Here is a 22,805-nt window from a genome sequence, read left to right on the forward strand (position 1 = left end):
AGGCATGAGCGACACCGGAACCGGAAATACCTGGGCGGCCTTCGAGGCCGCCGAACCCGAACTCGCCGCGACCGTGCGGGAGCGGTTCGGGCAGTTCACCCACCACGCGCTCGCCACCCTGCGGAAGGACGGCTCGCCCCGGCTCAGCGGGATCGAGGCGGGCTTCCGCTTCGGGGAGCTGTGGCTCGGCATGATGCCCGGCTCCCGCAAGGCGCTCGATCTGCGGCGCGACCCGCGTCTCTCCCTGCTCGCCAACCCGGGCGCCGGGACGGACATGGGCGGCGGTGACGTCCGGGTCTCGGGGCGGGCGGTCGAGATCACGGACGCGGAGGCGCTGGAGCGGTACGCGGAGGCGTCCGGGGAGCCGCAGCCGTACCACCTCTTCCGGGTGGAGCTGACGGAGGTGGTCCGCACGTTCGTCGACGGCGAGGAGCTCGTCGTCCGCACCTGGTCCCCGGGGCGGCCGGTGCGGACGCTCAGGCGCGGCAACGACGACAGTCCGCCGCGCGAGGAGTCATGAGCTGAAGCTGCCGTCGTACGTGTCGATGACGCGGGCCCGGCACCAGGACGGGGTGCCCCAGGCGTCCCGGAGGGGGCGGGCCTTGCGGAGCCAGAGGGAGAGGTCCAGCTCCTCGGTGTAGCCGATGGCGCCGTGGATCTGGAGGGCGGTGCGGGCGGCGGCGTACGCGGCCTCCCCCGCCGTGACCTTGGCGGCGGCGAGATCGGTGCTCTGAAAGGTGAGCGCTGCTCCGAAGAGGAGGGGGCGGGCGAACTTCAGGGCGATCAGGGTGTCGGCCAGCCGGTGCTTGACGGCTTGGAAGGACCCGATCTCGGTGCCGAACTGGCGGCGCTGCTTGGCGTACGCGACGGTCCGGTCGAGCAGGGTGAGCCCGACGCCGAGCGCTTGCGCGGCGGTCGCGAGCATCGCCCAGTCGTGGGCGTGCGCGGAGGCGGCGGTGACGGCGGGGCCGGAAGCCAGTCGCTCGCCGCCGGGGGAGGGGCGGGCGAGGCGGCGGGCGGGGTCGGCGCCGCCCCGGAGGTCCTCGTGCCCGGGTGCCGCCCACAACTCGTCCCCCCGGACGACGAGGACGACATCGGCGACGTCCGCGTCCAGCGCGAGCCCCGTGCCCCACCCCGTTGTGGGCATCTGTTCCGCTGGGGCGGAACGGGTGGGCACAACGGACGGCGCCCTTGCCGGGCCCAGGCTCCCCGTGCCTAGGGCGACCACGGGTGCGGCGCCGTGGTGGGGTTGTGCCCACCCGTCCCGCCCTGCGGGACGATTGCCCACAACCCGCGTGGCGGGTTCCTGCCCACAACCCGAGTGCGGGCCGAGGGCGGGGCGCGGGGGCATCGTCAGGGTAGCCAGGGTTTCGCCTGAGGCGAGGTGCGGGAGGAGGTGTTTTGCCGGGGCAGGCTCACCCCGCCGCGCCAGTTCCGACAGCAGCGCCGACGTCGCCACCGTTTCCACCACCGGGCCCGGCACCCCGTGGCGGCCCAGTTCCACGAAGGCCGTCGTCAGTTCGACCGGGAGCGGGCCCAGGCCCTCGTACCGCTCCGGGATCGCCAGCGCGAAGACGCCCGCCTCCGCGAGGCGGGACCACAGGGCGCGGCCCGGGGACGGGTCGCCCGTCGCCCAGGAACGTATCGCCGTCGGCGTGTCCGCCGCCGTCAGCATCGCGTCCAGCGAGCGCGCGAAGTCGCGCTGCTCCTCCGTCGGCAGGAATCGCATCAGCGCCGCCCCTTCGGCAGGCCGAGCAGCCGCTCGGCGATGATGTCGCGCTGGATCTCGTTCGTGCCCGCGTAGATCGGGCCCGCGAGGGAGAACACGTATCCCTCGCTCCACTCGCCGTCCGCCGACTCGCCCTCCCCGCCCAGCAGATCGAGCGCCGTCTCGTGCAGCGCGATGTCGTACTCCGACCAGAAGACCTTGTTCAGGCTCGACTCCGCCCCGATCGACGCCCCCGACGCGAAGCGCGACGCGCCGCCCGCCGTGAAGAGCTGGTACGCCCGCGCCCCGATCACCGCGTCCGCGACCCGGTCCCGCAGCCTCGGGTCCGAACCCGTCTCCCGCCACAGCCGGACGAGCCGGTCGGCGGCTGCCAGGAAGCGGCCGGGGGAGCGGAGCATCAGGCCGCGCTCGTTGCCGGTCGTGGACATCGCGATCCGCCAGCCCTGGCCGGGCTCACCGATCACGTCCTCGTCCGGCACGAAGACCTCGTCGAGGAAGAGTTCGGCGAACGCCGGCTTCCCGTCGAGCCGTCCGATCGGCCGGACCGTCACCCCCGGCGCCCGCAGGTCGAACATCAGGTAGGTGAGCCCCTGGTGGGGCTTGGCGGCCCCCGGATCCGTGCGGAAGATGCCGAAGGCGCGGTCGGCGAAGGCGGCCCGCGAGGACCAGGTCTTCTGTCCCGACAGCAGCCAGCCGCCCGACGTCCGTACCGCCCGCGAGGTCAGCGACGCCAGGTCGGAGCCGGACTCCGGCTCCGACCAGGCCTGCGCCCAGACCACCTCGCCGGTCGCCATCGACGGCAGCACCCGGGCCCGCTGCTCCTCCGTCGCGTGGTCGAAGAGGGTCGGGGCGAGGAGGTTGATGCCGTTCTGCGAGACCCGGCCGGGCGCCCCCGCCGCGTAGTACTCCTCCTCGAAGACCAGCCACCGGAAGATGTCCGCGTCCCGGCCCCCGTACCGCTCCGGCCAGGAGACCACCGACCAGCGGCCGGCGGCGAGTTCGGCCTCCCAGGCGCGGTGCGCGGCGAAGCCCTGCTCGGTTTCCAGGGACGGCAGCGGCTCGGCCGGGACATGGGCCCTCAGCCACTCCCTGGCCTCCGCGCGGAAGTCGTCCTCCTCGGGGGTGTACGACAGGTCCATGACGCTCCTTCCCTAACAAGTGTTTGGTAGGTTAACGTACCCGTCATGAGCAGCGCCATGAGCAGCGTCGAGGAGTTCCGCGCCGAGGTACGGGACTGGCTACAGGCCCACCTCAGGGGCGAGTTCGCCGGACTGAAGGGGCTCGGCGGACCCGGCCGCGAACACGAGGCGTTCGCCGAACGCCTCGCCTGGGAGCGGCACTTGGCGGCCCACGGCTGGACCTGCGTCGGCTGGCCGACGGAGTACGGCGGGCGCGGCGCGAGCGTCGAGGAGCAGATCGCGTTCCACGAGGAGTACGCCCTCGCCGACGCCCCCGCCCGCGCCAACCACATCGGCGAACAGCTCCTCGGCCCCACCCTGATCGACCACGGCACCGAGGAGCAGAAGGCCCGCTTCCTGCCCCCGATCCGCGCCGTCGAGGAGCTGTGGTGCCAGGGCTACAGCGAGCCCGGCGCCGGCTCCGACCTCGCCGCCGTCCGGACGCGCGCCACCCGCGAAGGCGACCAGTGGGTCGTGAACGGCCAGAAGATCTGGACCTCGCTCGCCCACGAGTCCCAGTGGTGCTTCGTCGTCGCCCGCACCGAGCCCGGCTCGCACCGCCACGCCGGACTCTCGTACCTGCTCGTCCCCATGGACCAGCCCGGCGTCGAGGTCCGGCCGATCGTCCAGCTCACCGGCACCAGCGAGTTCAACGAGGTCTTCTTCGACGGCGCCCGGACCGACGCCGCGAACGTCGTCGGCGCGCCCGGCGACGGCTGGCGGATCGCCATGGCCACCCTCGGCTACGAGCGCGGTGTCTCCACGCTCGGGCAACAGGTCGGATTCCGCCGCGAGTTGGAGGACCTCATCGCGCTCGCCCGGCGCAACGGCGCCCTCGCCGACCCGATCGTCCGCGACCGGCTCGTCAAGGCCTGGACCGGACTCCAGGTCATGCGCGCGGGCGCCCTGCGCGGCACCGAACCCTCCATGGCCAAGCTCTACTGGTCGCACTGGCACCGCGACCTCGGCGAACTCGCCATGGACATCTGCGGCGCCGCCTCCACGGTCCTCGCCGCCGAGCCGTACGAACTCGACGAGTGGCAGCGGCTGTTCCTCTTCTCGCGCGCCGACACCATCTACGCCGGATCCAGCGAGATCCAGCGGAACCTCATCGCCGAGCGGGTGCTCGGCCTCCCGAAGGAGCCGCGCCCATGACACGTGCACCGCTCTACGAACCCGGCCACGGTCTCCTCACCGGCCGCACCGCCGTCATCACCGCCGCCGCCGGAGCCGGCATCGGCGGGGCCACCGCCCGCCGCTTCCTGGAGGAAGGCGCCAGGATCCTGATCAGCGACGCCCACGCGCGCCGCCTCAAGGAGACCGAGGCCGCCCTCGCCGCCGAGTTCGGCGCCGACCGGATCGACGCACTCCCCTGCGACGTCACCGACGAGACCCAGGTCCAGGCCCTCTTCGACACCGCCGTACGGCTCCACGGCCGCCTCGACGCCGTCGTCAACAACGCCGGCCTCGGCGGCACGGCCTCGCTCGTCGACATGACCGACGAGCAGTGGACGCGCGTGCTCGACGTCACTCTGAACGGCACCTTCCGCTGCACCCGCGCCGCCCTGCGCCACTTCGCCGCGGCCGGCCACGGCGGTGTGATCGTCAACAACGCCTCCGTCGTCGGCTGGCGCGCCCAGGCCGGCCAGGCCCACTACGCCGCCGCCAAGGCCGGCGTCATGGCCCTCACGCGCTGCGCGGCCGTCGAGGCGGCGGCGTACGACGTCCGCGTCAACGCCGTCTCCCCGTCCCTCGCCATGCACCCGCACCTGGTCAAGGTCACCTCCGCCGAGCTGCTCGCCGAGCTGACCGAGCGCGAGGCCTTCGGGCGGTACGCCGAACCCTGGGAGGTCGCCAACGTGATCGTCTTCCTCGCCAGCGGCTACTCCTCCTACATGACCGGCGAGGCGGTCTCGGTCAGCAGTCAGCACCCGTAGGACCAGAATGGACGTGTGCCGAAGACCGTCAGCAACAGCAGCAAGAAGAAGCCCCCGGTGACCGCCTCGCCCGAGCGCCGCAGGGAACTCCTGGACATCGCGGCCGAGGTGTTCGCCGCCCAGGGGTACAACGCCACGACCGTACGCAAGATCGCCGACGCCGCCGGCATGCTCGCCGGCAGCCTCTACTACCACTTCGATTCCAAGGAATCGATGCTCGACGAGATCCTCTCCACCTTCCTGACCGAGCTGTGGGAGGGGTACGACGCCGTCCTCGCCGCCGGGCTCGGCCCCAGGCAGACCATCGAGGCCCTCGTCACCGAGTCCTTCCGGGAGATCGACCGGCACCGCGCCGCCGTCGCCATCTACCAGAAGGAGTCCAGGCACCTCACCGACCAGCCCCGCTTCCACTACCTCTCGGACTCGCAGCAGAAGTTCGAGAAGGCGTGGCTCGGCACGCTGGAGCGCGGAGTCGAGGCCGAGGTCTTCCGGGCCGACCTCGACATCCGGCTCACCTACCGGTTCGTGCGCGACACCGTCTGGGTCGCCGCGTCCTGGTACCGGCCGGGCGGACAGCACAGCCCGGAGGAGATCGCCCGCCAGTACCTGTCGATGGTCCTGGACGGTATCGCCGTACGTACCCAGCCGTAGATTCGTCACCCTCTGGAGGAGTCGTCATGGCCGAGGCCTACATCGTCGAAGCGGTCCGCACCCCCGTGGGCCGCCGCAAGGGAGGCCTCGCCTCCGTACACCCGGCGGACCTCGGCGCCCACGTCCTGAAGGCCCTCGTCGCCCGCTCCGGGATCGACCCCTCCGCCGTCGAGGACGTCGTCTTCGGCTGCCTCGACACCGTGGGCCCGCAGGCCGGCGACATCGCCCGTACGGCCTGGCTGGCGGCCGGCCTCCCCGAGGAGGTCCCCGGCGTCACGATCGACCGGCAGTGCGGCTCCTCCCAGCAGGCCGTGCACTTCGCGGCGCAGGGCGTCCTCTCCGGCACCCAGGACCTGGTCGTGGCCGGCGGCACCCAGAACATGTCGATGATCCCGATCGCCTACGCCTCCCGGCAGGCCGCCGAACCCCTCGGCCTGACCGAGGGGCCGTACGCGGGCTCCGAGGGCTGGCGCGTCCGCTACAGCGACGCGCCCGTCAACCAGTTCCACGGGGCCGAGCTGATCGCCGAGAAGTGGCGGATCACCCGCCGTGACCAGGAGGAATTCGCCCTCCGGTCCCATGAGCGGGCCCTGCGCGCGATCGACGAGGGGCGCTTCGCCCGGGAGACCGTGGCCTACGGGGACGTGACCGTCGACGAGGGACCGCGCCGGGACACCACCCTGGAGAAGATGGCCGGCCTGAAGCCCGTCGTGGAGGGCGGCACCATCACGGCGGCCTGCTCCTCCCAGGTCTCCGACGGCGCGGCGGCGATGCTGCTCGCGAGCGAGCGGGCCGTACGGGAACACGGCCTCACCCCGCGCGCCCGGATCCACCACCTCTCCGTGCGGGGCGAGGACCCGATCCGGATGCTCTCCGCGCCGATACCCGCGACCGCGTACGCCCTGAAGAAGACCGGCATGACCATCGACGACATGGACCTGGTCGAGATCAACGAGGCCTTCGCCCCCGTCGTCCTCGCCTGGCTGAAGGAGACCGGCGCCGACCCGGAGCGGGTGAACGTCAACGGCGGCGCGATCGCCCTCGGCCACCCCCTGGGCGCGACCGGCGTGAAGCTGATGACCACCCTCCTCCACGAACTGGAGCGCACGGGCGGCCACTTCGGCCTTCAGACCATGTGCGAGGGGGGCGGTCAGGCCAACGTGACGATCATCGAGCGGCTCTGACCTCCGCACCGGCCGTCAAAGGCCCGGTGTGACGTGCGTCGCCGTCCCGCCCGTTCGGGTGGGGCGGCGTGCTAAGGTCTAAGAGTTGCTAGTTGGTACCCATGAACTTTATGTGCGCCTGACGGGAATGTTCCTCAGGCGCAATTTTGTTTTCCGGACTCTCCGGGATGGGACCCTTACCTATTCAGGAGAAATCATGGCTACCGGAACCGTGAAGTGGTTCAACGCCGAAAAGGGCTTCGGCTTCATCGAGCAGGACGGCGGCGGCGCTGACGTCTTCGCCCACTACTCCAACATCGCGACCTCTGGCTTCCGCGAGCTGCAGGAAGGCCAGAAGGTCACCTTCGACGTCACGCAGGGCCAGAAGGGCCCGCAGGCGGAGAACATCCTCCCGGCCTGATCGCCGGACGCGTTTTCTCACAGCCGGGACCCGCACCGCGCAGGTGCGGGTCCCGGCTCGTGCTGTGCTCAGGCACTGCGCTCAGGCCAGGAAGGCATTTCCCATGACCCGCTCCGAAAGGCGGCCCCGCCGGGCCGCCGAATCCCGTTCCGGAACCCCGTCCGGAAATACCCGCCGTGGCTCCGCCGCCCCCAAGGGCAGCGGCAGGGCCAAGGGCGCCGGCCGCGGCCGTGGACCTGCCACGCCTCCGCCGCCGCGTGAGTTCACCCTGCCCGAGACGCTGACGCCCGCGCTCCCCTCCGTCGAGTCCTTCGACGCCCTCGACATGCCCGCGGCCCTGGTCAAGACGCTCGGCGCCCAGGGCGTGACCGAGCCGTTCCCGATCCAGGGCGCCACCCTGCCGAACTCGCTCGCCGGCCGGGACATCCTCGGCCGCGGCCGTACCGGCTCCGGCAAGACCCTCGCCTTCGGCCTCGCGCTGCTCGCCCGCACCGCGGGCCGCCGCGCCGAGCCCAAGGCGCCGCTCGCCCTGGTCCTGGTGCCCACGCGCGAGCTCGCGCAGCAGGTCACCGACGCCCTCGCCCCGTACGCCACCTCGGTGCAGCTGCGGCTCGCCACCGTCGTCGGCGGTCTGTCGATCACCAAGCAGGCGAACTCCCTGCGCCGTGGCGCCGAGGTCGTCGTCGCCACGCCCGGACGCCTCAAGGACCTCATCGAGCGGGGCGACTGCCGGCTCGACCAGGTCGCGATCACGGTCCTGGACGAGGCCGACCAGATGGCCGACATGGGCTTCATGCCGCAGGTTGTGGCGCTGCTCAAGCAGGTCGAGCCGGACGGTCAGCGCATGCTGTTCTCGGCCACCCTCGACCAGAACATCGACCGGCTCGTCAAGATGTTCCTCGACGACCCGGTCGTGCACTCCGTCGACCCCTCCGCCGGCGCCGTCACGACGATGGAGCACCACCTGCTCTACATCGCCGACGAGACCGACAAGAAGGCCGTCACGATGAAGATCGCGGCCCGCGACGGCCGCACGATCCTCTTCCTGGACACCAAGCGGGCCGTGGACCGGCTGGTCAAGCGGCTGCTCGCCAACGGTGTACGGGCCTCCGGCCTGCACGGCGGCCGCTCGCAGCCGCAGCGCAACCGCACCCTGGACCAGTTCAAGAACGGCCAGGTCACCGCGCTCGTGGCGACCAACGTGGCGGCCCGCGGCATCCACGTCGACGACCTCGACCTCGTCGTGAACGTCGACCCGCCGATCGACCACAAGGACTACCTGCACCGCGGCGGCCGCACCGCCCGGGCCGGCGAGTCCGGCAGCGTCGTCACCCTCGTCCTGCCCGAGCAGAAGCGCGACATGGGCCGGCTGATGTCGAACGCCGGCATCAGCCCGCGCACGGCGCAGATCAAGTCCAGCGACGAGGAGCTCGTCCGCCTCACCGGCGCCCGCGAGCCCTCCGGCGTCCCGGTCGTCATCGAGGTCCCGCAGCCGGCCCAGCCCGCCGCCGCCCGCAGCGGCGGTCAGCGCTCGCGCCGTGGCGGTTCCGGCGGCGGTGGCGGTGGCCGTTCCCGTACCGGCGCCAACGCCCGTACGGGTACGGGTGGTTCCGCCCGTACGGGTACGGGTGGTTCGCCCACCCGCACCCGTAGCGGCTCTGGCGGCTCTGGCGGCGGCCGTGGCCGCCGTGGCGGCGCCGCCTAGCCGACGAGCCGGTCCTGGAGCTCTGCCAGCGTGCGCAGCTCCAGGCCCAGGCCCTCGGTGAGGTAGCGGAAGAGGCCGCCGTAGCCGGACTTCACCTCGGCGAGCGCCGCGTCCAGGTACTCGGTCCGCACCTCCTGCATCGGGATGAGCAGGTCCGGGTTCTGCATGAGCCCGGCCTGCCGGAGCCCCTCCCGCAGCCGTGCGTCATAGGCGGCCCGGAAGGTGTTGGAGGCCAGGAAGTCCTCCACGGCGTACTGCTCCGGTACGCCCGCCACCGTCAGCACCAGGTAACTCAGCCAGCCCGTACGGTCCTTGCCCGACGTGCAGTGGTACAGCAGCGGGCCGCTGCCGGGCCGGGCGATGTCACGGATCGTGGCGGCGAACTGCGCCCGGTTGTCGGCGCTCGTGACGAACGAGCGGTAGACCTCCTGCATGAACGCGGCCGCCTTGCCGCCGCCCAGCATCTCCTCCTGCCTCACCGGGTCCCGGGACCCGATCACGGCCCGCAGCAGGGCGTTGAGACCGTTGTCGGTGACCGGCCGGGAGACCGGGACGAGTCCGCCGGGCAGCCGGTCCGCGCCGTCGGACTGGACCTCCAGCGGGATCCGGAAGTCGACCACCGTGGCGAGGCGCAGCCCCGAGAGCGTGGTCAGATCGGCGTCGGTGAGCTTGCCCAGGGCGTCGCCCCGGTAGACCAGTCCCTCGCGCACGCGTTCGCCGGTGTACGTGAGGTATCCGCCCAGGTCACGGACGTTGACGGCGCCCTGGAGCGGGATCTGGCGGATGGCCGTGACGCCGGCGCGGGGCCTGCGCGCCGCGACGGCCGGGGGAGCGAGGGCCACCAGAGCGGTGGCCGCGGCGGTGCTCAGCAGTGCGCGTCTGGAAAGGGGCATGACTGAACTCCCTGTGCTGAACTCCCTTAGGGGGAGGGCGGGTTCACCCTGGTGTCGGCAGGGTGCGGAGCACATGTGCGGCCTCGGACATGATCCGCAGGACGAGTTCCTCGCAGCTGGGGAGGTCCTCGATGATCCCCGCGACCTGTCCGGACGCCATGACACCGAGGTCGGTGCGGCCCTCGACCATGGACGCCTTGAGGAGCATGGGGGTGTTCGCGGCGAGCAGGACCTGGCTCCACGACAGGTCCTTGCCGTGTTTCATCGCGAGACCGTCGCGGACCATCCGCGACCACGACAGCCCCGAGATCCTTCGGAAGCCCGCCGCACGGCGAACCGCCTGCGCCAACGCCCGCACCCGGCCCGCCCGTTCGAGGGCGGCGACCATCTCCGTACGGAGCATCCGGTGCGGCAGTCCGTCGACGGCGGTCGTCACCGTCACGTCCTTGACCGTGGCCGCGAGGTACCGCGCCTTGACGGCCTCCGGGACGGTGGAGTCGGAGGTGAGGAGGAAGCGGGTGCCCATGGCGATGCCCGCGGCCCCGTAGGCGAGCGCGGCCACCAGACCGCGGCCGTCGTGGAAGCCGCCGGCCGCGATCACCGGGATGCCGACCGCGTCGACGACCTGCGGCAGCAGGACCGTCGTGGCCACCTCGCCGGTGTGCCCGCCCCCTTCGCCGCCCTGCACGATCACCGCGTCCGCGCCCCAGGCCGCGACCTTCTCGGCGTGCCGCCGGGCCCCGATCGAGGGGACGACGACCACGCCCGCGTCCTTCAGCTCCGCGATCAGCTCGCGGGACGGGGCGAGCGCGAAGGAGGCGACCCGTACGCCCTCGTCGACGATGATCCGCACCCGCTCGCGGGCGTCGCCCGCGTCCGCGCGCAGATTGACCCCGAACGGCTGGTCCGTACGGGACTTCACCTCACGGACCGCCGCCCGCAGCTCCTCCACGGTCATCGTCGCCGAGGCGAGGATGCCGAGAGCCCCGGCGTTCGCGGAGGCCGAGACCAGGCGGGGCCCGGCCACCCAGCCCATGCCGGTCTGGACGATCGGGTACCGGACGCCGGTGAGCTTGGTGAGCGCCGTCTCCATCAGGCCCTGACCTCCCGGTCCCGCAGCCCCTGGGGGTCGATCACCTCGCGGATCAGCCGCAGCTCCTCGGCGGTCGGCTCGCGGGTGTACGGGACGTCGTCGCCGATCACCAGGTCGAAGCCGGTGGCCTGCCTGACCTGCTCCACGGTGACGCCGGGGTGCAGGGACGCGAGCCGCATGGAGCGGTCGGGTGTCTCGAAGTCGAAGACGCCGAGGTCGGAGACGACCCGGGGGATCCGGTGGAAGCGGTCTGCCCCGGCGGCGGCCGCCCGGTCGTAACCGACACCGCTGACCATGTCCACACGCTCGACGAAGACCCGGGGGGAATGCTTAGGGATCCAGTAACTGGTCGGATTGTTGAGGGTGTTGACGGGCGCGCCGCGGACGCCGAGGAGTTGGCGGGTGGGCCGGGACCAGTCGCCGATGCAGGAGATGTTCTGGTTGCCGTACCGGTCGATCTGGCTCGCGCCCATCATGACGTGCCGCTTGCCGCCGGTGACCATGGTGAGGTGGCGGCGGTACGGCAGCCAGCCCTCGGCCTCCCCGTCGAGGCCCACGAGCATCGCCTCGCCGTCGGTCAGGAGCAGGTCGGGGGCGAAGGAGCGCTTGGCGAGCCGGGCGCCGAAGGAGGAGACCGGGGCCATGGCGGCGGCGAGGACCTCGCCGTTGTCGCGCCAGGCTTCGGCGCAGGCGACGACGCAGTATTCAGGGCGGGTGATCATCGCTGCTCCTCGTGCCAGGTCCGTACGGCCTGCTGGTAGTCGTCCTCGCTCTTGCCGGAGAGGAACCGCTCGGCGAACTCGGGCCAGGGGGTGGTCGCGTACAGCTTCTGGAAGGGTTCGTCGCGGCCGTGGTCGGGTGCGCAGGAGGTGAAGTGGGCGCCGTTCGGGGTCTCGACGACGCCGGTGACGCTGTGCCGGCTGACGAGCAGGGACTGTGGGGCGGTGTCGGGGTCGAAGCGCTGGACGATCTGCTCGCAGGAGACGTACGCGGTGTCGGCGGCCTCGCAGAAGAGGTCGTCGAAGTACGGGTCGGGGCCCAGGTACTGGCCGTTGCCGAGCCGGTCGGCGCGGTTGAGGTGCACGAAGGCGGCGTCCATGCGCAGCGCGGGGACGGCGACGAACGTCTCGCCGTCCTCGTACGGCGAAGTGACCGTCCGCAGCTCGGGGTTGACCGTCATCACGTCCGAACCGAGACCGGCCCGGACGGGCAGGAAGGGCAGCCGGTTGGCGGCGGCGTGGAGGCCCCACATGAACATGGCCTCGTCGAGTTCGGTCAGCTCGAAGGCGCCGCGTTCGCGGGCGGCGCGGAAGTGCGGTTCGAGGGGGATGGAGTCCAGGGTGGTGAAGGCGGCGACGAGGCGGCGGATCCGGCCGGCGGCGGCCAGCAGACCCACGTCGGGGCCGCCGTAGGAGATCACGGTGAGATCGGTGATCTCGGACCGGAGCAGCGCTCTGACCAGGGCCATCGGCTTGCGCCGCGAGCCCCAGCCGCCGATGCCGAGGGTCATTCCGGACCGGAGGCGGGACACGACCTCGTCGGGTGTCATGGTCTTGTCGGTCACAGGGAGCTCTCTTTTCCGAACGTGTCGCGGACGCGGTCGGCGACCCCGCTGAGGTTGGCCTCGAAGGTGAAGCCCTGCTCGAAGCGGTAGCTGCGGCGCACGTCGACGGGGTCGATGCCGTTGATCGCGGCCTTGGCGAGCCGGATCAGATACCCGTCCTTGCGCGCGATCTCGCCCGCCAACTCCAGCGCCGAGTCCATGAGTTCCTCGCGCGGTACGACCTTCCAGACCGAGCCGTGGGCGTGCAGTTCGGCAGCGGTCGCGGTGCGCGAGGTGTAGTACAGCGCGCGCATCAGATGCTGCGGGACGAGCCGGGCGAGATGGGTCGCGGCGCCGAGTGCGCCCCGGTCGAGCTCGGGCAGCCCGAAGGTGGCGTCCTCGGAGGCGACGATCGCGTCCGCGTTGCCGACGAGTCCGATCCCGCCGCCGAGGCAGAAGCCGCCGACGGCCGCGACGACCGGCACCTCGCACTCGTACACCGCCGCGAACGCCTCCGCGCAGCCGTGGTTGGCGCCGATGAGGCTGCCGTGCCCCGTGTCCCGCTGCATCTCCTTGATGTCGACGCCGGCGTTGAATCCGCGGCCTTCGGCGGCCAGGACGACACAGCGGGTCTCGGGATCCCGGCCGGCCGCGCGGACGGCGTCGGCGAGGTCGTACCAGCCCTGTACGGGAAGGGCGTTGACGGGTGGGAAGTCGACGGTGACGAGGGAGATGCCCTTGCCGGGGCTTGCGGTGGAGACACCCATGAGCGGATCAGCTACCTTTCCACCAAACATTTGTTAGGTGACTGCTTGGTGAGGAAAGGTAGCAGCGGATGGAGCTGGACGGGAGGGTCGCCGTCGTCACCGGCGGCACACGAGGGGTCGGCGCGGGCATCGCGCGGGCCTTCCTCGGGGCGGGCGCGCGGGTGATCGTCTGCGCGCGCAGACCACCTGACGCGCCCGTGAGGGACGGGGGGCGCGTGGCCGACTTCGTCCCCCTCGACCTGCGGGATCCCGCCGCCGTCGGCGCGTTCTTCGCCGACGTCGGCGAGCGGTACGGATGCCTTGACGTGCTGGTCAACAACGCGGGCGGTACGCCGTACCGGCTGCTGGGGGAGGGGGAGGCCGAACGGCACGCGCGGGTACTGGAGTTGAACCTGACCGTCCCGCTGCGGGTCTCGCTCGCCGCCCACGGGCTGCTGCGGGCCTCGCGCGGCACGGTCGTCATGACCGGCAGCGTCAGCGCGACCCGCCCCTCGCCCGGCACGGCCGCGTACGGCGCCGCGAAGGCCGGCCTGGAGAACCTGGCCCGCTCGATGGCCGTGGAGTGGGCCCCGTACGTCCGGGTGAACACCCTGGTCCTCGGGATGGTGCGGACCGAACTCTCCCGCCTGCACTACGGGGACGAGGACGGGATCGCGGCCGTCGCCCGAACCGTGCCGCTCGGCCGGCTCGCGGAGCCCTCGGACGTGGGCCAGGCGGCCGTCTTCCTCGCCTCCGACCGGGCCGCGTACGTCTCGGGGGCCTCACTGCTGGTGCACGGGGGCGGCGAGCGCCCCGCGTTTCTGGATGCCGCGACGGTCAACAAGGAGAGCTGAGATGGGTCTGTGCGAGGGGCGTGTCGTGATCGTGACGGGCGCGGGGCGGGGTCTGGGGAGGGCGCACGCCCGCGCCTTCGCCGCCGAAGGGGCGCGGGTCGTCGTCAACGACCTGGGGGTCGGGCTCGACGGCTCGGCCGGCTCCGGCTCGCCCGCTGTTCAGGTGGTCGAGGAGATCCGTACGGCGGGCGGCGAGGCCGTCGCGCACGGCGGCGACATCGCGACGGAGGAGGGAGCGGCCTCGCTGGTGGCCGCCGCCCTGGACACCTTCGGACGCCTCGACACCCTGGTCAACAACGCGGGTTTCCTGCGGGACCGGATGCTCGTGAACCTGGGCGAGGACGACTGGGACGCGGTGATGCGCGTCCATGTGAAGGGCCACTTCCTGCCGCTGCGGCACGCGGCCGCGCACTGGCGTGCGGAGGCCAAGGCGGGGCGCGAGGTGGTGGCGCGGGTCGTCAACACCACATCGGGAGCAGGCCTGTTGGGCAGTGTCGGGCAGGGGAACTACGCGGCCGCCAAGGCCGGGATCGTCGGCCTGACGCTGGTCGCGGCGGCGGAGATGGGCCGGTACGGCGTCCAGGTCAACGCGATCGCCCCGGCGGCCAGGACCCGGATGACCGAGCAGGCCTTCGCGGGCCTGGAGGGCGTACCGGAGGACGTCTCCCCGCTGGTCGTCTGGCTGGGCTCGGCGTCCTCGGCGGGCGTGACCGGCCGGGTCTTCGAGGCGGAGGGCGGCCGGATCACCGTGATGGAGGGGTGGCGACCGGGCCCGACGGCCGACAAGGGGGCGCGGTGGAGCCCGGCGGGGGCGGGGGAGGCGGCGCTGAAACTCCTCGCGGAGTCGGAGGTGCCGCAGCCGGTGTACGGAGCTGATCGGTGAGGCGTTTCGTCGCGGCCCGCCGGCGGGCGGTGGCGCCGGTCGGGAAGCGGGTGATCGTGAGTAGTCCTCGGTGGTTAACTCCTCGTAGACTTCGTGCACTTCGCGCGCCTGGTCGCTGACGAGCGGGGCGAGTTCGGCCAGTTTCTCGGGGCGGCGGCGATCGGCACGGCGTACTTCGCGGACCTGTCGGTGGGCGCGGCGATGCCGTGGGTGGCGGGTTGGGGGTTTCCCCCACCCCACCCCTCCCCGAAACCCTGACGGGACCGGGGGCTCCGCCCCCGAACCCCCGGCGGTGCGCGGCAGCTCCGCGTCGCGCGGCTTGGCCCCGTTGGCGTCGGGAGCGGTGCGTCTCCCTCTCCAGCGACGGTGGAGGCTTCGTATACGGCCCAGGTGCACCTGGACGGCCAGGTCCACCGGGTGACCGGCGGGTCCGCCATCCCGCTCGGCTTCGACGCCCCGTACTCCTGCCGCGAGGGCGCCTGCGCGGCTCTGGCGGACGGTCATGTGCCGGCCTCCGCCTGATCGAGCAGGGCGGCCCCTTCCCGTACAGCCAGGACGGCAGCGTCTTCCAGAACCGCGAGAGGCTCCTGCCCGCCCACTCCCTCGGGTACTACCACGAGTACACGGTCAAGACCCCGGGCAGCACCACGCGCGGCGCGCGCCGCATCGTGACGGGCACCTCCTACCAGGAGGACTACTACACCGCCGACCACTACGCCTCGTTCGACCTGGTCGACCACAGCTGCTGACCCGCGACACCACCAGCCCCCGGTCCGCGGCCGGACCCCCCACGTCAGCCGGCCGCGGACCGGGCAGGATGGTGCCCATGACATCCGACGAGCTGGTGGAGCCGGTCCACGGCTGGGAGTACCTGGGCTTCAACCGGGCTGTCCCCGAGGAGCTGCTGATCCGGCTGCTCGACGTAAAGCCTTGGTTCCTGTTCCGCAAGGATCTGCCGCCAGCCGTCATCGACGCCGCCGTCGGCCATCCGGGCAAGAACGTGCGTGCCGTGCTCGCGGAAGCCAGGCAGCGACTGACCGCCGAGCAGTGGACCCGTCTCCTCCTGGCAGAGACGAGCGGTGTCCGGCGTGCCCTGTTCGTCGAGGACGCCGCGCACGCGGCCGCGCACCTGGCCGCCGCGGGCTACGAGACGCTCGCCGCCGACGCCTCCCCCCTGGTCCGGGCCGAGGCCGCCGGGCTGCGCGGACTGCCCGTCTCCCTGCTCCACACCCTCGCTGCCGACCCCGTTCCCGCCGTACGGGCCGCCGCCTGCGCCCCTGCCTGGCCCCACCTCCCTCCGCCCGTACGGGAGCGGCTGCTGGCCGACCCCGACGAGCAGGTCCGTACCACCGCCCAGGTGCGCCACCACCAGGACCAGCCCCTGGACGAGGCCGCTTTCGAGGAGCTCGGCGGCGCGGCCGGCAAGGCTTGGGACGCCTGCCGCCTCGTGCCCGCACTCGCTGTCCGCCTCGCGAAGCATGAGGATCCGACGGTACGTTCACGGCTCGCCGACAATCCACATCTCGACCCGGCTGCGGTCGCGTTGCTCGTCGACGACGAGGCCGACGGCGTTCGGTACCCCCTCGCCCTGCGCGCCGACCTCACCGAGGAGCAGCGGGCCGCCGTCCGCGTCGACATCGAGCCCGGTGCCAGGCACCCCTACGCGGTTCCCTGGGTCGCCGCCCTCCACGACGACCCGGAGGCCATGCGCCGGCTCGCCGCCTCCAGCCATCCGTACATCCGCAGTAGTGTCGCCCGCGCCCGGCGCCTGCCGCCGGACGTCGCCGAACGGCTCGCCCGCGACGAGGACCGGACCGTACGGCTCTTCCTCGCCGAGTCCTGCGACGACGCGCCCCCGGACATGCTTCTGGAGGTCTGGCACTGGTGGGACGGCAGCCTCAGTTTCCCCGGCCGTCCGCGCACGAACCCGAACTTCCCGCGTACCGGTCTGCTCCGTTACGCCACCGACCCGAACCCGAGGCTGCGCCGACTGGCCCTGAGCGACCCGGAGTCCACACCTGAACTGGTCGAAGAGTTCAGCAGGGACGAGGCCGACGAGGTGCGGCGGGATGTGGCGCAGGATCCGAGGCTCGCTCCCTCGGCGGCCACACGTCTGCTCGGAGACCCCGACTCCTCCGTGCGGGCCTTCGCCGCCCGCAACCCCGCCCTCCCTCAGGACGTTCTGCTCCGGCTGCTGCGCGACCCGCAGACCGCCCGTGACGCGGTGACGAACCCCGCGCTGCCCGTACCCGTGATGCGTCGGATCGTCGATCTGCTGGCCACATCCACTCGCTGAAGCGCAGACAACCCGTCATCGCGTCGATCTACTCCTCCGGCGCCCGCGTCTTCGTACGGCGCTCGGGGCGTTCAGGTCAGTGGGGCGCCGCGGCCACTGCGAGCCGGGCGGCGAGGTCCGCGCCTCGAAGAGCCCGGCGAGGGTGTCGAGCGGGTTCACATGGCCTGCCGGCGCAGGGCGGCGCGCCTGGCAGTACCGGCGCCATGTCATGTCGGTCTCCGACGACGAGGAGGAGCGGCAGCGCGGCGACGTTCCGGGCCCGCCGAGCGCCCCGGCGCGACGATCGGCGGTCATCGACATCTCGGGGCCGTCCACTCCAGTCGGGTCCTGACCCGGGGGTCCTGGATGTACTCGACGGCGGCCAGCGCGGTGTCCCGGGCGGTGCCCTCCGGGTCGCCGTCGGCGAGGATGCCCGCCAGCACCTCGACAGCCCGCGGGTCCTGACGCATCGCCAGACCCCGCGCGGCCTCGGCCACCGCGTCCTCGTCGTCGTCCGCGAGCCGCGCCGCGAGCGCCTCGCGCAGTACGGGGGTGTCCTCCGGGACCTCCGCGAGCGCCAGGGTCGCCCAGTCCCGCACCCCGTGGTCGTGATCCCGGCTCAGCGCGACCAGCGTCGCCACGGCCTCGGCGTGCCCGGCGGGCACGGGCCCGGTGAGCGCGCACCCGAGCGCCCGCCGCACCTCGGCATCGGGATGCAACGCCAACGCCAACATCTCCGGCAACGCCTCCGGCTCCCCGCACTGCCCCAGCGCCACGACAACGGAAAGCGCGGGCTCCCGCGCGGCATATCCGGCCCGGGCTTCCGCGGCCGACGTTCCGGCGCCGAAGCCGCCACCCGGCCCGCCGGGCCCAGGGGCCGCGGGCTCCGGGGCCCGCCGCGCCGCCATGGGCGTGCCCGCCTCGGGCGGATGCCCCGGGCGCCCGGGTCCGGCGGCCGCGGTCGCGCCGGCGGAGCCGACGCGGCGGTCGGCGCGGATCCCGGGCGGACGGCCCGGCCCCCCGGGCCCGGCGGCCATCGTCGCCGCCAGGCGGCGGAGCACCGGTACCGCACGTGCCGTGAAGCCGTCCAGGCCGCCCAGGACGCGGGCGCCCAGGGCCCGGCGCAAGGGGTCCTGGGCGCTGCACCAGGCGGACGCCGCGCGGAAGGTCTCCTCGTCGGCGCGGTGGGCCAGGACGCGGACCGCCTCCTTCCAGTCGTCCAGGTCCGGGTTCCCGCAGCGCAGGGCCCGGGTGGCGAGCTCCTCGGGCGCCACCCGCACACCCAGCGCGCGCTCCAGGAGCGTGGCGATCGCCGCGTGACCGGTCTGCTGCTCGTTGCCCCTGCTCGGCGCGCCGTCCGCCCGCAGCAGGTCGACGACGACGGTCACCCCGCCGTCCTCGTACACGCGCCGCACCACGGTCTCGCCGGCGTCGCCGCCCCCGTCGAGCAGGCCCCGCCGCAGCTCCTCCTCGATGTCGACGCCGATCCAGCGCCGTGCCTCCCGCAGCGCGTCCTCGGCCGGCCCCGCGCCGAACTCCAGGAGCGCCCGCACGCTCGCGGTCGAACCGCGCCGCGCCGCCGCCACCAGCGGCGGGAGCCCGTCGGGGCCCGGCCGGCTCGGGGCGGCGCCGTGCTCGAGCAGGAGCCGTACCGTCTCCGCGTGCCCGAGCCGCACCGCCCAGTCCAGCGCCGTGAACCCGTACGACTCCGCCTGGTCCGCCCGCGCCCCGCCCGCGAGCAGCGCCCGCACCACGTCCGCGTGCCCGCCGCACGCCGCCCCGCACAGCGGCAGGTCCCCCGCCTCCTCGCCACTGCCCCGCCCGGGATCCGCCCCCGCCGCCAGCAGGAGCCGTACGACCCCGGGCTCGTTCGCGACGGCCGCCTGGTACAGCGCGGTCTCACCGTCCTCATGAGTCGTCTCGGGGGAGGCCCCGGCCCGCAGGGCGCGCACGACGGCGTCGTCCCCCTCGTGAATCGCCTGGAACAACGTGCTCATCCACCGACCTTCACCCGCCGGCCACGGACGGCGCAAATGGGTAACGGCACCTACGCGTCGCACTCCAGGACCGACTCGCACACCCCGCACCTGGCCCGCACCCGCCGGCCCGCCGGCACCCGCAGCCGCTGCATGCACACCGGGCACGGGAAGGAGACCCGGGCCGAGGCCCCGCTCCCCTCGAAGGCGTACGGAGCGTCCGCCGCCGCCCGCCCGTACCGGCGGTCCTTCGCGTACCGGTGCCGCGCCGCCCACCCGGCCGCCGCCAGCGGGGGCCGGCGGGCGTCCCGCGCCGCCTCCTCCCGCCCCCGCGTCCACGCCTCGTACGCCCGCGCGCTGGTGAACCACGGCGAGGGGTCCTCGCCGAACAGCTCCGCCCGCTTGGCCAGCACGTACCCGAACTCCTCCGGCGTCAGGTACCCCAGCTTCTGGCTGGAGACCCCGTCCTCCCGGAACGCGTCGAGCAGCAGCCAGCCCGCCCCCAGATAGGCGGTCACCACATCGGTGAGGATCTCGTTGTCCCGGGTGCCCGGAAACCCGAGATCGAGGCGGTGCAGCAGCACGTGCGTGATCTCATGGGCGAGCGCCGCGCCGACGTCCCTGCGGTGGCGCCTGAAGCGGTCGTTCAGCTCGACGAAGTACTCCGGACCCGCCTCCAGTTCGACGCTCGCCGCGTGCTCCATCTCCCGGAAGCTCACGACCATCCGCGCCTCGGGCAGCCTCAGCTGGTGCACGAGGGCCTTCGCCACGCGCTGCGCCCCGAGGTGGAGGTCGTCCTCGTCGGTGAAGTCCACGGCCGCCGCGGGCACGCTCGCCGCGTACTGCGCCACCCCGTCCGCCGACAGCCTCCGGTACAGCGCGGTGATCGCGGCCCGGACCGTGGCGAGGTGCGGGAATCCATGGACGACTTCGTTTCCGATCGGCACGCCGCACCCCCTTCCCTCCACTGTACGAGCCCGCGGCGGGAGCGGGGCGCTGGCCGAAAACGCGTTCTTGTGGGCCCTGCGACGCCCTGCCCATAATCCGGTCAAGCCTTGACGGGCACATGCCATCAAGGCTCAACCCCCCATGAAAGGCAGACACTTGAAGAAGAACAGGCTCGTGCGCGCCCTGCAGAGAATCGCCGCGACCGGCGCCGTCGTCCTCGCCGCTGTCTCTCTCCAGCCCTCCACCACCGCCTCCGCCGCGCCCACGCCCGTCGTCGGCGGAACCCGCGCCGCCCAGGGCGAGTTCCCCTGGATGGTCAGGCTCTCCATGGGCTGCGGCGGCTCCATGCTGACCCCGCAGATCGTCCTCACCGCCGCCCACTGTGTGAGCGGCTCCGGCGACAACACCAGCATCACCGCCACCGCCGGAGTCGTGGACCTGCGCTCCAGCAGCGCCATCAAGGTCAAGTCGACCAAGGTCCTCCAGGCCCCCGGCTACAACGGCCAGGGCAAGGACTGGGCCCTGATCAAGCTGGCCTCACCGATCACCTCGGTGCCCACCCTCAACATCGCCGAGACCACCGCGTACAACAGCGGCACGTTCACCGTCGCCGGCTGGGGCGCCACCCGCGAGGGCGGCGCGCAGCAGCGGTACCTGAGGAAGGCCACCGTCCCGTTCGTCTCCGACGCCGACTGCCAGAGCGCGTACGGCAGCTCGCTCATCCCGGGCGAGGAGATCTGCGCCGGCTTCAACGAGGGCGGCGTCGACACCTGCCAGGGCGACTCCGGCGGCCCGATGTTCCGCCGCGACAACGCCGGCGCCTGGATCCAGGTCGGCATCGTGAGCTGGGGCGAGGGCTGCGCACGCCCGGGCCTCCCCGGCGTGTACACCGAGGTCTCGACCTTCGCCGCCCAGATCAAGTCCGCGGCGGCGACACTCTGATACGACCCTGAGGTGTACGGGGGCAGCGCCACCGCCCCCGTACACCTCAGGCCATCCGCACGTCCCCCGCCCCGCCCTCCAGCTCAAGCACCCACACCTCGTTGGCGCCCTCCCGCAGCACCGGGCCCGGCACGAACAGGGAGTCCTGCGGGCCCACACCCCAGTACCGGCCCAGGCAGAAACCGTTCACCCACACGAAGCCCCGCGTCGCCCCCGGCAGGGACAGCGCCGCGTCACCCGGCCCGGACACCTCCACGACCGCCCGGTACAGCCCCGGCACCCCTTCCCCGGACACCGGCCGGAACGGCACCTTCGCCACCGCCCCCGCCTCGAAGGCGTCCAGCCGCAGCCCCCGCGCCCGCACCCCGTGCACGTACTGCCGCTCGTGCCGGACGCCGCCCGTGATCCCCTTCGGCTCCGCCTGCCGCGGCCCGTAGTTGACCCGCCCCAGCGACTCCACCCACAGCTCCACCACCGCCGGCCCCGCCACCGGCTCCGGGAGCACCGCGTCCTCCGCCGTCAGCACCCCCGCCCGGACCCCGTCCACGTACACCACCGCACGGTCGCGCAGCCCGGTCACCGACAGCGGATACGGCTGCCGCGGCCCGGGGATCTCCAGGCGGTAGCGCACCAGACCCCGGTCCACGCCCAGCTCCTCGAAGGTCGGCGGCATCGGCGTGTACGACTCCTCGTCGCCGAGGACCTCCAGGACCTCCGCGAGCGGCGCCCACTCCACCAGGGCCGCCTCCACCGGCCCGGCGATCCGCCGCGGCGGCTCCGGCACCTCCGGCAGCGGCCCCTCCGCGTACTCCGCGAGCACCTCACGGAACCGCCAGTACTTCTCCGTCGGCAGCCCCGCCTCGTCGACCGGCGCGTCATAGTCGTACGAGGTCACCGTCGGCCGCAGCTCGCCCTCGTGCAGCGCACCGGCCCGGTTCGCCCCCGCCCAGCCCGCGAAGTTCGTCCCGCCGTGCGCCATGTAGACGTTCACCGACGCCCCGCACTCCAGGATCCCCCGCAGCGTCGCCGCCGCGTCCGCCGCGTCCCGTACGGAGTGCTCCGTGCCCCAGTGGTCGAACCAGCCGCACCAGAACTCCATGCACATCAGCGGCCCCGACGGCTGATGCCGCCGCAGCGCCGCGAACGCCTCCCGCGCGTCCGAGCCGAAGTTCGCCGTCGCGAGGACCCCCGGCACCGACCCGCCCGTCAGCATGTGGTCCTCGGGACCGTCCGAGGTGAACAGCGGCACCTCCACCCCGCAGTCGAGCAGCAGATCCGCGAGACGGCGCAGATACGCCTGGTCCGAGCCGTAACTCCCGTACTCGTTCTCCACCTGGACCATGATCACCGGACCGCCGAGGTCGATCTGCCGCTCCACCACCTGCGGCAGCAGCGTGCGGAACCAGCGCTCCACATGGCCCAGATACTCCGCGTCGTCCGTCCGCACCCGCCGCCCCAGGCGCCCCGTCAGCCAGTGCGGCAGCCCGCCGTTCTCCCACTCGGCGCAGATGTACGGCCCCGGGCGCACGATCGCCCACATCCCGGCCGCCGCCACCGCGTCCAGGAACCGGCCCAGCGCGCCCACGTCCCCGTACCGGCCGGGCTGCGGCTCGTACAGATTCCACGGGACGTACGTCTCCACACAGGTGAGCCCCATCGCGCGGAGCATCCCCAGACGATGGCCCCACTGCTCCTCATGCACCCGGAAGTAGTGCAAAGCCCCCGACAACAGCCGCACCGGCCGGCCGTCCAGAAGAAAGTCCTCGTCACCCACAGCGAACGTGCTCATGGCCTCACCCTCGCCCTCTGGCGGCGGGCCGGTCCATGGACAAAGATCGTCGCTGTTTGGACGGAAGAACGGGACCGCA

23 protein-coding genes and 1 pseudogene are annotated in these 22,805 nt (G+C 72.8%); 14 read left to right on the forward strand and 10 right to left on the reverse strand.

The features are described 5' to 3' along the window. Positions 1 to 4 precede the first annotated feature (4 nt). A complete protein-coding gene (locus ACZ4VI_RS22890) occupies positions 5 to 520 on the forward strand; it encodes a pyridoxamine 5'-phosphate oxidase family protein (RefSeq protein WP_468001824.1) in 516 nt (171 codons plus the stop codon). Here ACZ4VI_RS22890 and ACZ4VI_RS22895 read toward each other — a convergent pair. Then, positions 515 to 1,729: an acyl-CoA dehydrogenase family protein gene (locus tag ACZ4VI_RS22895; RefSeq protein WP_468001826.1), complete on the reverse strand. Its 1,215-nt coding sequence runs from the start codon at positions 1,727 to 1,729 to the stop codon at positions 515 to 517. The two genes, ACZ4VI_RS22890 and ACZ4VI_RS22895, sit on opposite strands and share 6 nt — an antisense overlap. Then, on the reverse strand, positions 1,729 to 2,868 hold the full coding sequence (locus tag ACZ4VI_RS22900; RefSeq protein ID WP_468001827.1) for an acyl-CoA dehydrogenase family protein: 1,140 nt from the start codon (positions 2,866 to 2,868) through the stop codon (positions 1,729 to 1,731). Before ACZ4VI_RS22900 ends, ACZ4VI_RS22895 begins: the two co-directional genes overlap by 1 nt. Positions 2,869 to 2,925: 57 nt before the next feature. On the opposite strand from ACZ4VI_RS22900, the gene ACZ4VI_RS22905 reads away from it, so the two are divergent. From ACZ4VI_RS22905 to ACZ4VI_RS22930, 6 genes are all read left to right on the forward strand, one after another. After that, positions 2,926 to 4,062, forward strand: a complete 1,137-nt coding sequence (locus ACZ4VI_RS22905; protein ID WP_468001898.1) for an acyl-CoA dehydrogenase family protein — start codon at positions 2,926 to 2,928, stop codon at positions 4,060 to 4,062. Then, positions 4,059 to 4,844: an SDR family oxidoreductase gene (locus ACZ4VI_RS22910; protein ID WP_468001829.1), complete on the forward strand. Its 786-nt coding sequence runs from the start codon at positions 4,059 to 4,061 to the stop codon at positions 4,842 to 4,844. The genes ACZ4VI_RS22905 and ACZ4VI_RS22910 overlap by 4 nt, the downstream gene beginning before the upstream one ends. Before the next feature lie 15 nt (positions 4,845 to 4,859). Further along, positions 4,860 to 5,495 carry a TetR/AcrR family transcriptional regulator gene (locus ACZ4VI_RS22915; RefSeq protein WP_468001831.1) on the forward strand — a complete coding sequence of 212 codons (636 nt, stop codon included), beginning with the start codon at positions 4,860 to 4,862 and terminating at the stop codon, positions 5,493 to 5,495. Between the two features lie 26 nt (positions 5,496 to 5,521). After that, a complete protein-coding gene (locus ACZ4VI_RS22920) occupies positions 5,522 to 6,679 on the forward strand; it encodes an acetyl-CoA C-acetyltransferase (protein WP_468001833.1) in 1,158 nt (385 codons plus the stop codon). A gap of 196 nt (positions 6,680 to 6,875) precedes the next feature. After that, positions 6,876 to 7,079: a cold-shock protein gene (locus tag ACZ4VI_RS22925; protein ID WP_290114082.1), complete on the forward strand. Its 204-nt coding sequence runs from the start codon at positions 6,876 to 6,878 to the stop codon at positions 7,077 to 7,079. A 103-nt stretch (positions 7,080 to 7,182) separates the two neighbouring features. Then, positions 7,183 to 8,784 carry a DEAD/DEAH box helicase gene (locus ACZ4VI_RS22930; protein WP_468001835.1) on the forward strand — a complete coding sequence of 534 codons (1,602 nt, stop codon included), beginning with the start codon at positions 7,183 to 7,185 and terminating at the stop codon, positions 8,782 to 8,784. On the opposite strand, the gene ACZ4VI_RS22935 is transcribed toward ACZ4VI_RS22930, so the two are convergent. The 5 genes from ACZ4VI_RS22935 to ACZ4VI_RS22955 are packed head-to-tail and all read right to left on the reverse strand — an operon-like array spanning position 8,781 to position 13,080. Continuing rightward, positions 8,781 to 9,677: a tyrosine-protein phosphatase gene (locus ACZ4VI_RS22935; RefSeq protein ID WP_468001836.1), complete on the reverse strand. Its 897-nt coding sequence runs from the start codon at positions 9,675 to 9,677 to the stop codon at positions 8,781 to 8,783. The genes ACZ4VI_RS22930 and ACZ4VI_RS22935 overlap by 4 nt on opposite strands. A 43-nt stretch (positions 9,678 to 9,720) precedes the next feature. Then, the gene (locus tag ACZ4VI_RS22940) at positions 9,721 to 10,770 is read right to left on the reverse strand and encodes an NAD(P)H-dependent flavin oxidoreductase (RefSeq protein WP_468001838.1); all 1,050 of its coding nucleotides are present in this window, start codon (positions 10,768 to 10,770) and stop codon (positions 9,721 to 9,723) included. Continuing rightward, complete coding sequence (locus tag ACZ4VI_RS22945) at positions 10,770 to 11,492, reverse strand: CoA-transferase subunit beta (RefSeq protein WP_468001840.1); 723 nt, start codon at positions 11,490 to 11,492, stop codon at positions 10,770 to 10,772. The genes ACZ4VI_RS22940 and ACZ4VI_RS22945 overlap by 1 nt, the downstream gene beginning before the upstream one ends. Next, on the reverse strand, positions 11,489 to 12,334 hold the full coding sequence (locus ACZ4VI_RS22950) for a CoA transferase subunit A (protein WP_468001842.1): 846 nt from the start codon (positions 12,332 to 12,334) through the stop codon (positions 11,489 to 11,491). Before ACZ4VI_RS22950 ends, ACZ4VI_RS22945 begins: the two co-directional genes overlap by 4 nt. After that, on the reverse strand, positions 12,331 to 13,080 hold the full coding sequence (locus ACZ4VI_RS22955) for an enoyl-CoA hydratase family protein (RefSeq protein ID WP_468001844.1): 750 nt from the start codon (positions 13,078 to 13,080) through the stop codon (positions 12,331 to 12,333). The genes ACZ4VI_RS22950 and ACZ4VI_RS22955 overlap by 4 nt, the downstream gene beginning before the upstream one ends. Before the next feature lie 68 nt (positions 13,081 to 13,148). Between ACZ4VI_RS22955 and ACZ4VI_RS22960 the strand changes: the two genes are divergently transcribed. The 6 genes and pseudogenes from ACZ4VI_RS22960 (at position 13,149) to ACZ4VI_RS22985 (ending at position 17,092) form a co-directional block, all read left to right on the forward strand. Continuing rightward, positions 13,149 to 13,913: an SDR family oxidoreductase gene (locus ACZ4VI_RS22960; RefSeq protein ID WP_468001846.1), complete on the forward strand. Its 765-nt coding sequence runs from the start codon at positions 13,149 to 13,151 to the stop codon at positions 13,911 to 13,913. Between the two features lies 1 nt (position 13,914). After that, entirely contained in the window at positions 13,915 to 14,796 is an 882-nt protein-coding gene (locus ACZ4VI_RS22965; protein ID WP_468001848.1) for an SDR family oxidoreductase, read from the forward strand. A gap of 93 nt (positions 14,797 to 14,889) precedes the next feature. Continuing rightward, positions 14,890 to 15,054, forward strand: coding sequence for a hypothetical protein (locus tag ACZ4VI_RS22970; RefSeq protein WP_468001902.1), 165 nt, complete (start codon positions 14,890 to 14,892; stop codon positions 15,052 to 15,054). A gap of 108 nt (positions 15,055 to 15,162) precedes the next feature. Continuing rightward, positions 15,163 to 15,318: a hypothetical protein gene (locus ACZ4VI_RS22975; protein ID WP_468001904.1), complete on the forward strand. Its 156-nt coding sequence runs from the start codon at positions 15,163 to 15,165 to the stop codon at positions 15,316 to 15,318. Beyond that, positions 15,309 to 15,545 (forward strand): annotated as a pseudogene (locus ACZ4VI_RS22980) (guanyl-specific ribonuclease); the annotation flags it as partial. The gene ACZ4VI_RS22975 and the pseudogene ACZ4VI_RS22980, both read left to right, overlap by 10 nt. Positions 15,546 to 15,622: 77 nt before the next feature. Beyond that, positions 15,623 to 17,092 (forward strand): PE-PGRS family protein, encoded by a 1,470-nt coding sequence (locus ACZ4VI_RS22985; protein WP_468001850.1) that lies wholly within the window; start codon positions 15,623 to 15,625, stop codon positions 17,090 to 17,092. Between the two features lie 290 nt (positions 17,093 to 17,382). On the opposite strand, the gene ACZ4VI_RS22990 is transcribed toward ACZ4VI_RS22985, so the two are convergent. Continuing rightward, positions 17,383 to 19,068 (reverse strand): ankyrin repeat domain-containing protein, encoded by a 1,686-nt coding sequence (locus tag ACZ4VI_RS22990; RefSeq protein ID WP_468001852.1) that lies wholly within the window; start codon positions 19,066 to 19,068, stop codon positions 17,383 to 17,385. 50 nt (positions 19,069 to 19,118) lie between these two features. Beyond that, positions 19,119 to 19,994 carry a hypothetical protein gene (locus ACZ4VI_RS22995; RefSeq protein ID WP_468001853.1) on the reverse strand — a complete coding sequence of 292 codons (876 nt, stop codon included), beginning with the start codon at positions 19,992 to 19,994 and terminating at the stop codon, positions 19,119 to 19,121. A gap of 142 nt (positions 19,995 to 20,136) precedes the next feature. Here ACZ4VI_RS22995 and ACZ4VI_RS23000 point away from each other — a divergent pair, with 142 nt between their 5' ends. Beyond that, positions 20,137 to 20,937 (forward strand): S1 family peptidase, encoded by an 801-nt coding sequence (locus ACZ4VI_RS23000; RefSeq protein WP_468001855.1) that lies wholly within the window; start codon positions 20,137 to 20,139, stop codon positions 20,935 to 20,937. Between the two features lie 46 nt (positions 20,938 to 20,983). On the opposite strand, the gene ACZ4VI_RS23005 is transcribed toward ACZ4VI_RS23000, so the two are convergent. Further along, positions 20,984 to 22,726 (reverse strand): glycoside hydrolase family 35 protein, encoded by a 1,743-nt coding sequence (locus ACZ4VI_RS23005; protein ID WP_468001857.1) that lies wholly within the window; start codon positions 22,724 to 22,726, stop codon positions 20,984 to 20,986. Between the last annotated feature and the right edge of the window lie 79 nt (positions 22,727 to 22,805).

The organism is Streptomyces sp. NPDC029169, assembly GCF_055563935.1.

Bases quoted from the DNA above. Each gene is read 5' to 3' on its own strand.
- ACZ4VI_RS22890 (WP_468001824.1), top strand. From the start codon at position 5: ATGAGCGACACCGGAACCGGAAATACCTGGGCGGCCTTCGAGGCCGCC.
- ACZ4VI_RS22895 (WP_468001826.1), bottom strand. From the start codon at position 1,729: ATGCGATTCCTGCCGACGGAGGAGCAGCGCGACTTCGCGCGCTCGCTG.
- ACZ4VI_RS22900 (WP_468001827.1), bottom strand. From the start codon at position 2,868: ATGGACCTGTCGTACACCCCCGAGGAGGACGACTTCCGCGCGGAGGCC.
- ACZ4VI_RS22905 (WP_468001898.1), top strand. From the start codon at position 2,926: ATGAGCAGCGTCGAGGAGTTCCGCGCCGAGGTACGGGACTGGCTACAG.
- ACZ4VI_RS22910 (WP_468001829.1), top strand. From the start codon at position 4,059: ATGACACGTGCACCGCTCTACGAACCCGGCCACGGTCTCCTCACCGGC.
- ACZ4VI_RS22920 (WP_468001833.1), top strand. From the start codon at position 5,522: ATGGCCGAGGCCTACATCGTCGAAGCGGTCCGCACCCCCGTGGGCCGC.
- ACZ4VI_RS22925 (WP_290114082.1), top strand. From the start codon at position 6,876: ATGGCTACCGGAACCGTGAAGTGGTTCAACGCCGAAAAGGGCTTCGGC.
- ACZ4VI_RS22930 (WP_468001835.1), top strand. From the start codon at position 7,183: ATGACCCGCTCCGAAAGGCGGCCCCGCCGGGCCGCCGAATCCCGTTCC.
- ACZ4VI_RS22935 (WP_468001836.1), bottom strand. From the start codon at position 9,677: ATGCCCCTTTCCAGACGCGCACTGCTGAGCACCGCCGCGGCCACCGCT.
- ACZ4VI_RS22940 (WP_468001838.1), bottom strand. From the start codon at position 10,770: ATGGAGACGGCGCTCACCAAGCTCACCGGCGTCCGGTACCCGATCGTC.
- ACZ4VI_RS22945 (WP_468001840.1), bottom strand. From the start codon at position 11,492: ATGATCACCCGCCCTGAATACTGCGTCGTCGCCTGCGCCGAAGCCTGG.
- ACZ4VI_RS22955 (WP_468001844.1), bottom strand. From the start codon at position 13,080: ATGGGTGTCTCCACCGCAAGCCCCGGCAAGGGCATCTCCCTCGTCACC.
- ACZ4VI_RS22960 (WP_468001846.1), top strand. From the start codon at position 13,149: ATGGAGCTGGACGGGAGGGTCGCCGTCGTCACCGGCGGCACACGAGGG.
- ACZ4VI_RS22965 (WP_468001848.1), top strand. From the start codon at position 13,915: ATGGGTCTGTGCGAGGGGCGTGTCGTGATCGTGACGGGCGCGGGGCGG.
- ACZ4VI_RS22985 (WP_468001850.1), top strand. From the start codon at position 15,623: ATGACATCCGACGAGCTGGTGGAGCCGGTCCACGGCTGGGAGTACCTG.
- ACZ4VI_RS22990 (WP_468001852.1), bottom strand. From the start codon at position 19,068: ATGAGCACGTTGTTCCAGGCGATTCACGAGGGGGACGACGCCGTCGTG.
- ACZ4VI_RS23000 (WP_468001855.1), top strand. From the start codon at position 20,137: ATGAAAGGCAGACACTTGAAGAAGAACAGGCTCGTGCGCGCCCTGCAG.
- ACZ4VI_RS23005 (WP_468001857.1), bottom strand. From the start codon at position 22,726: ATGAGCACGTTCGCTGTGGGTGACGAGGACTTTCTTCTGGACGGCCGG.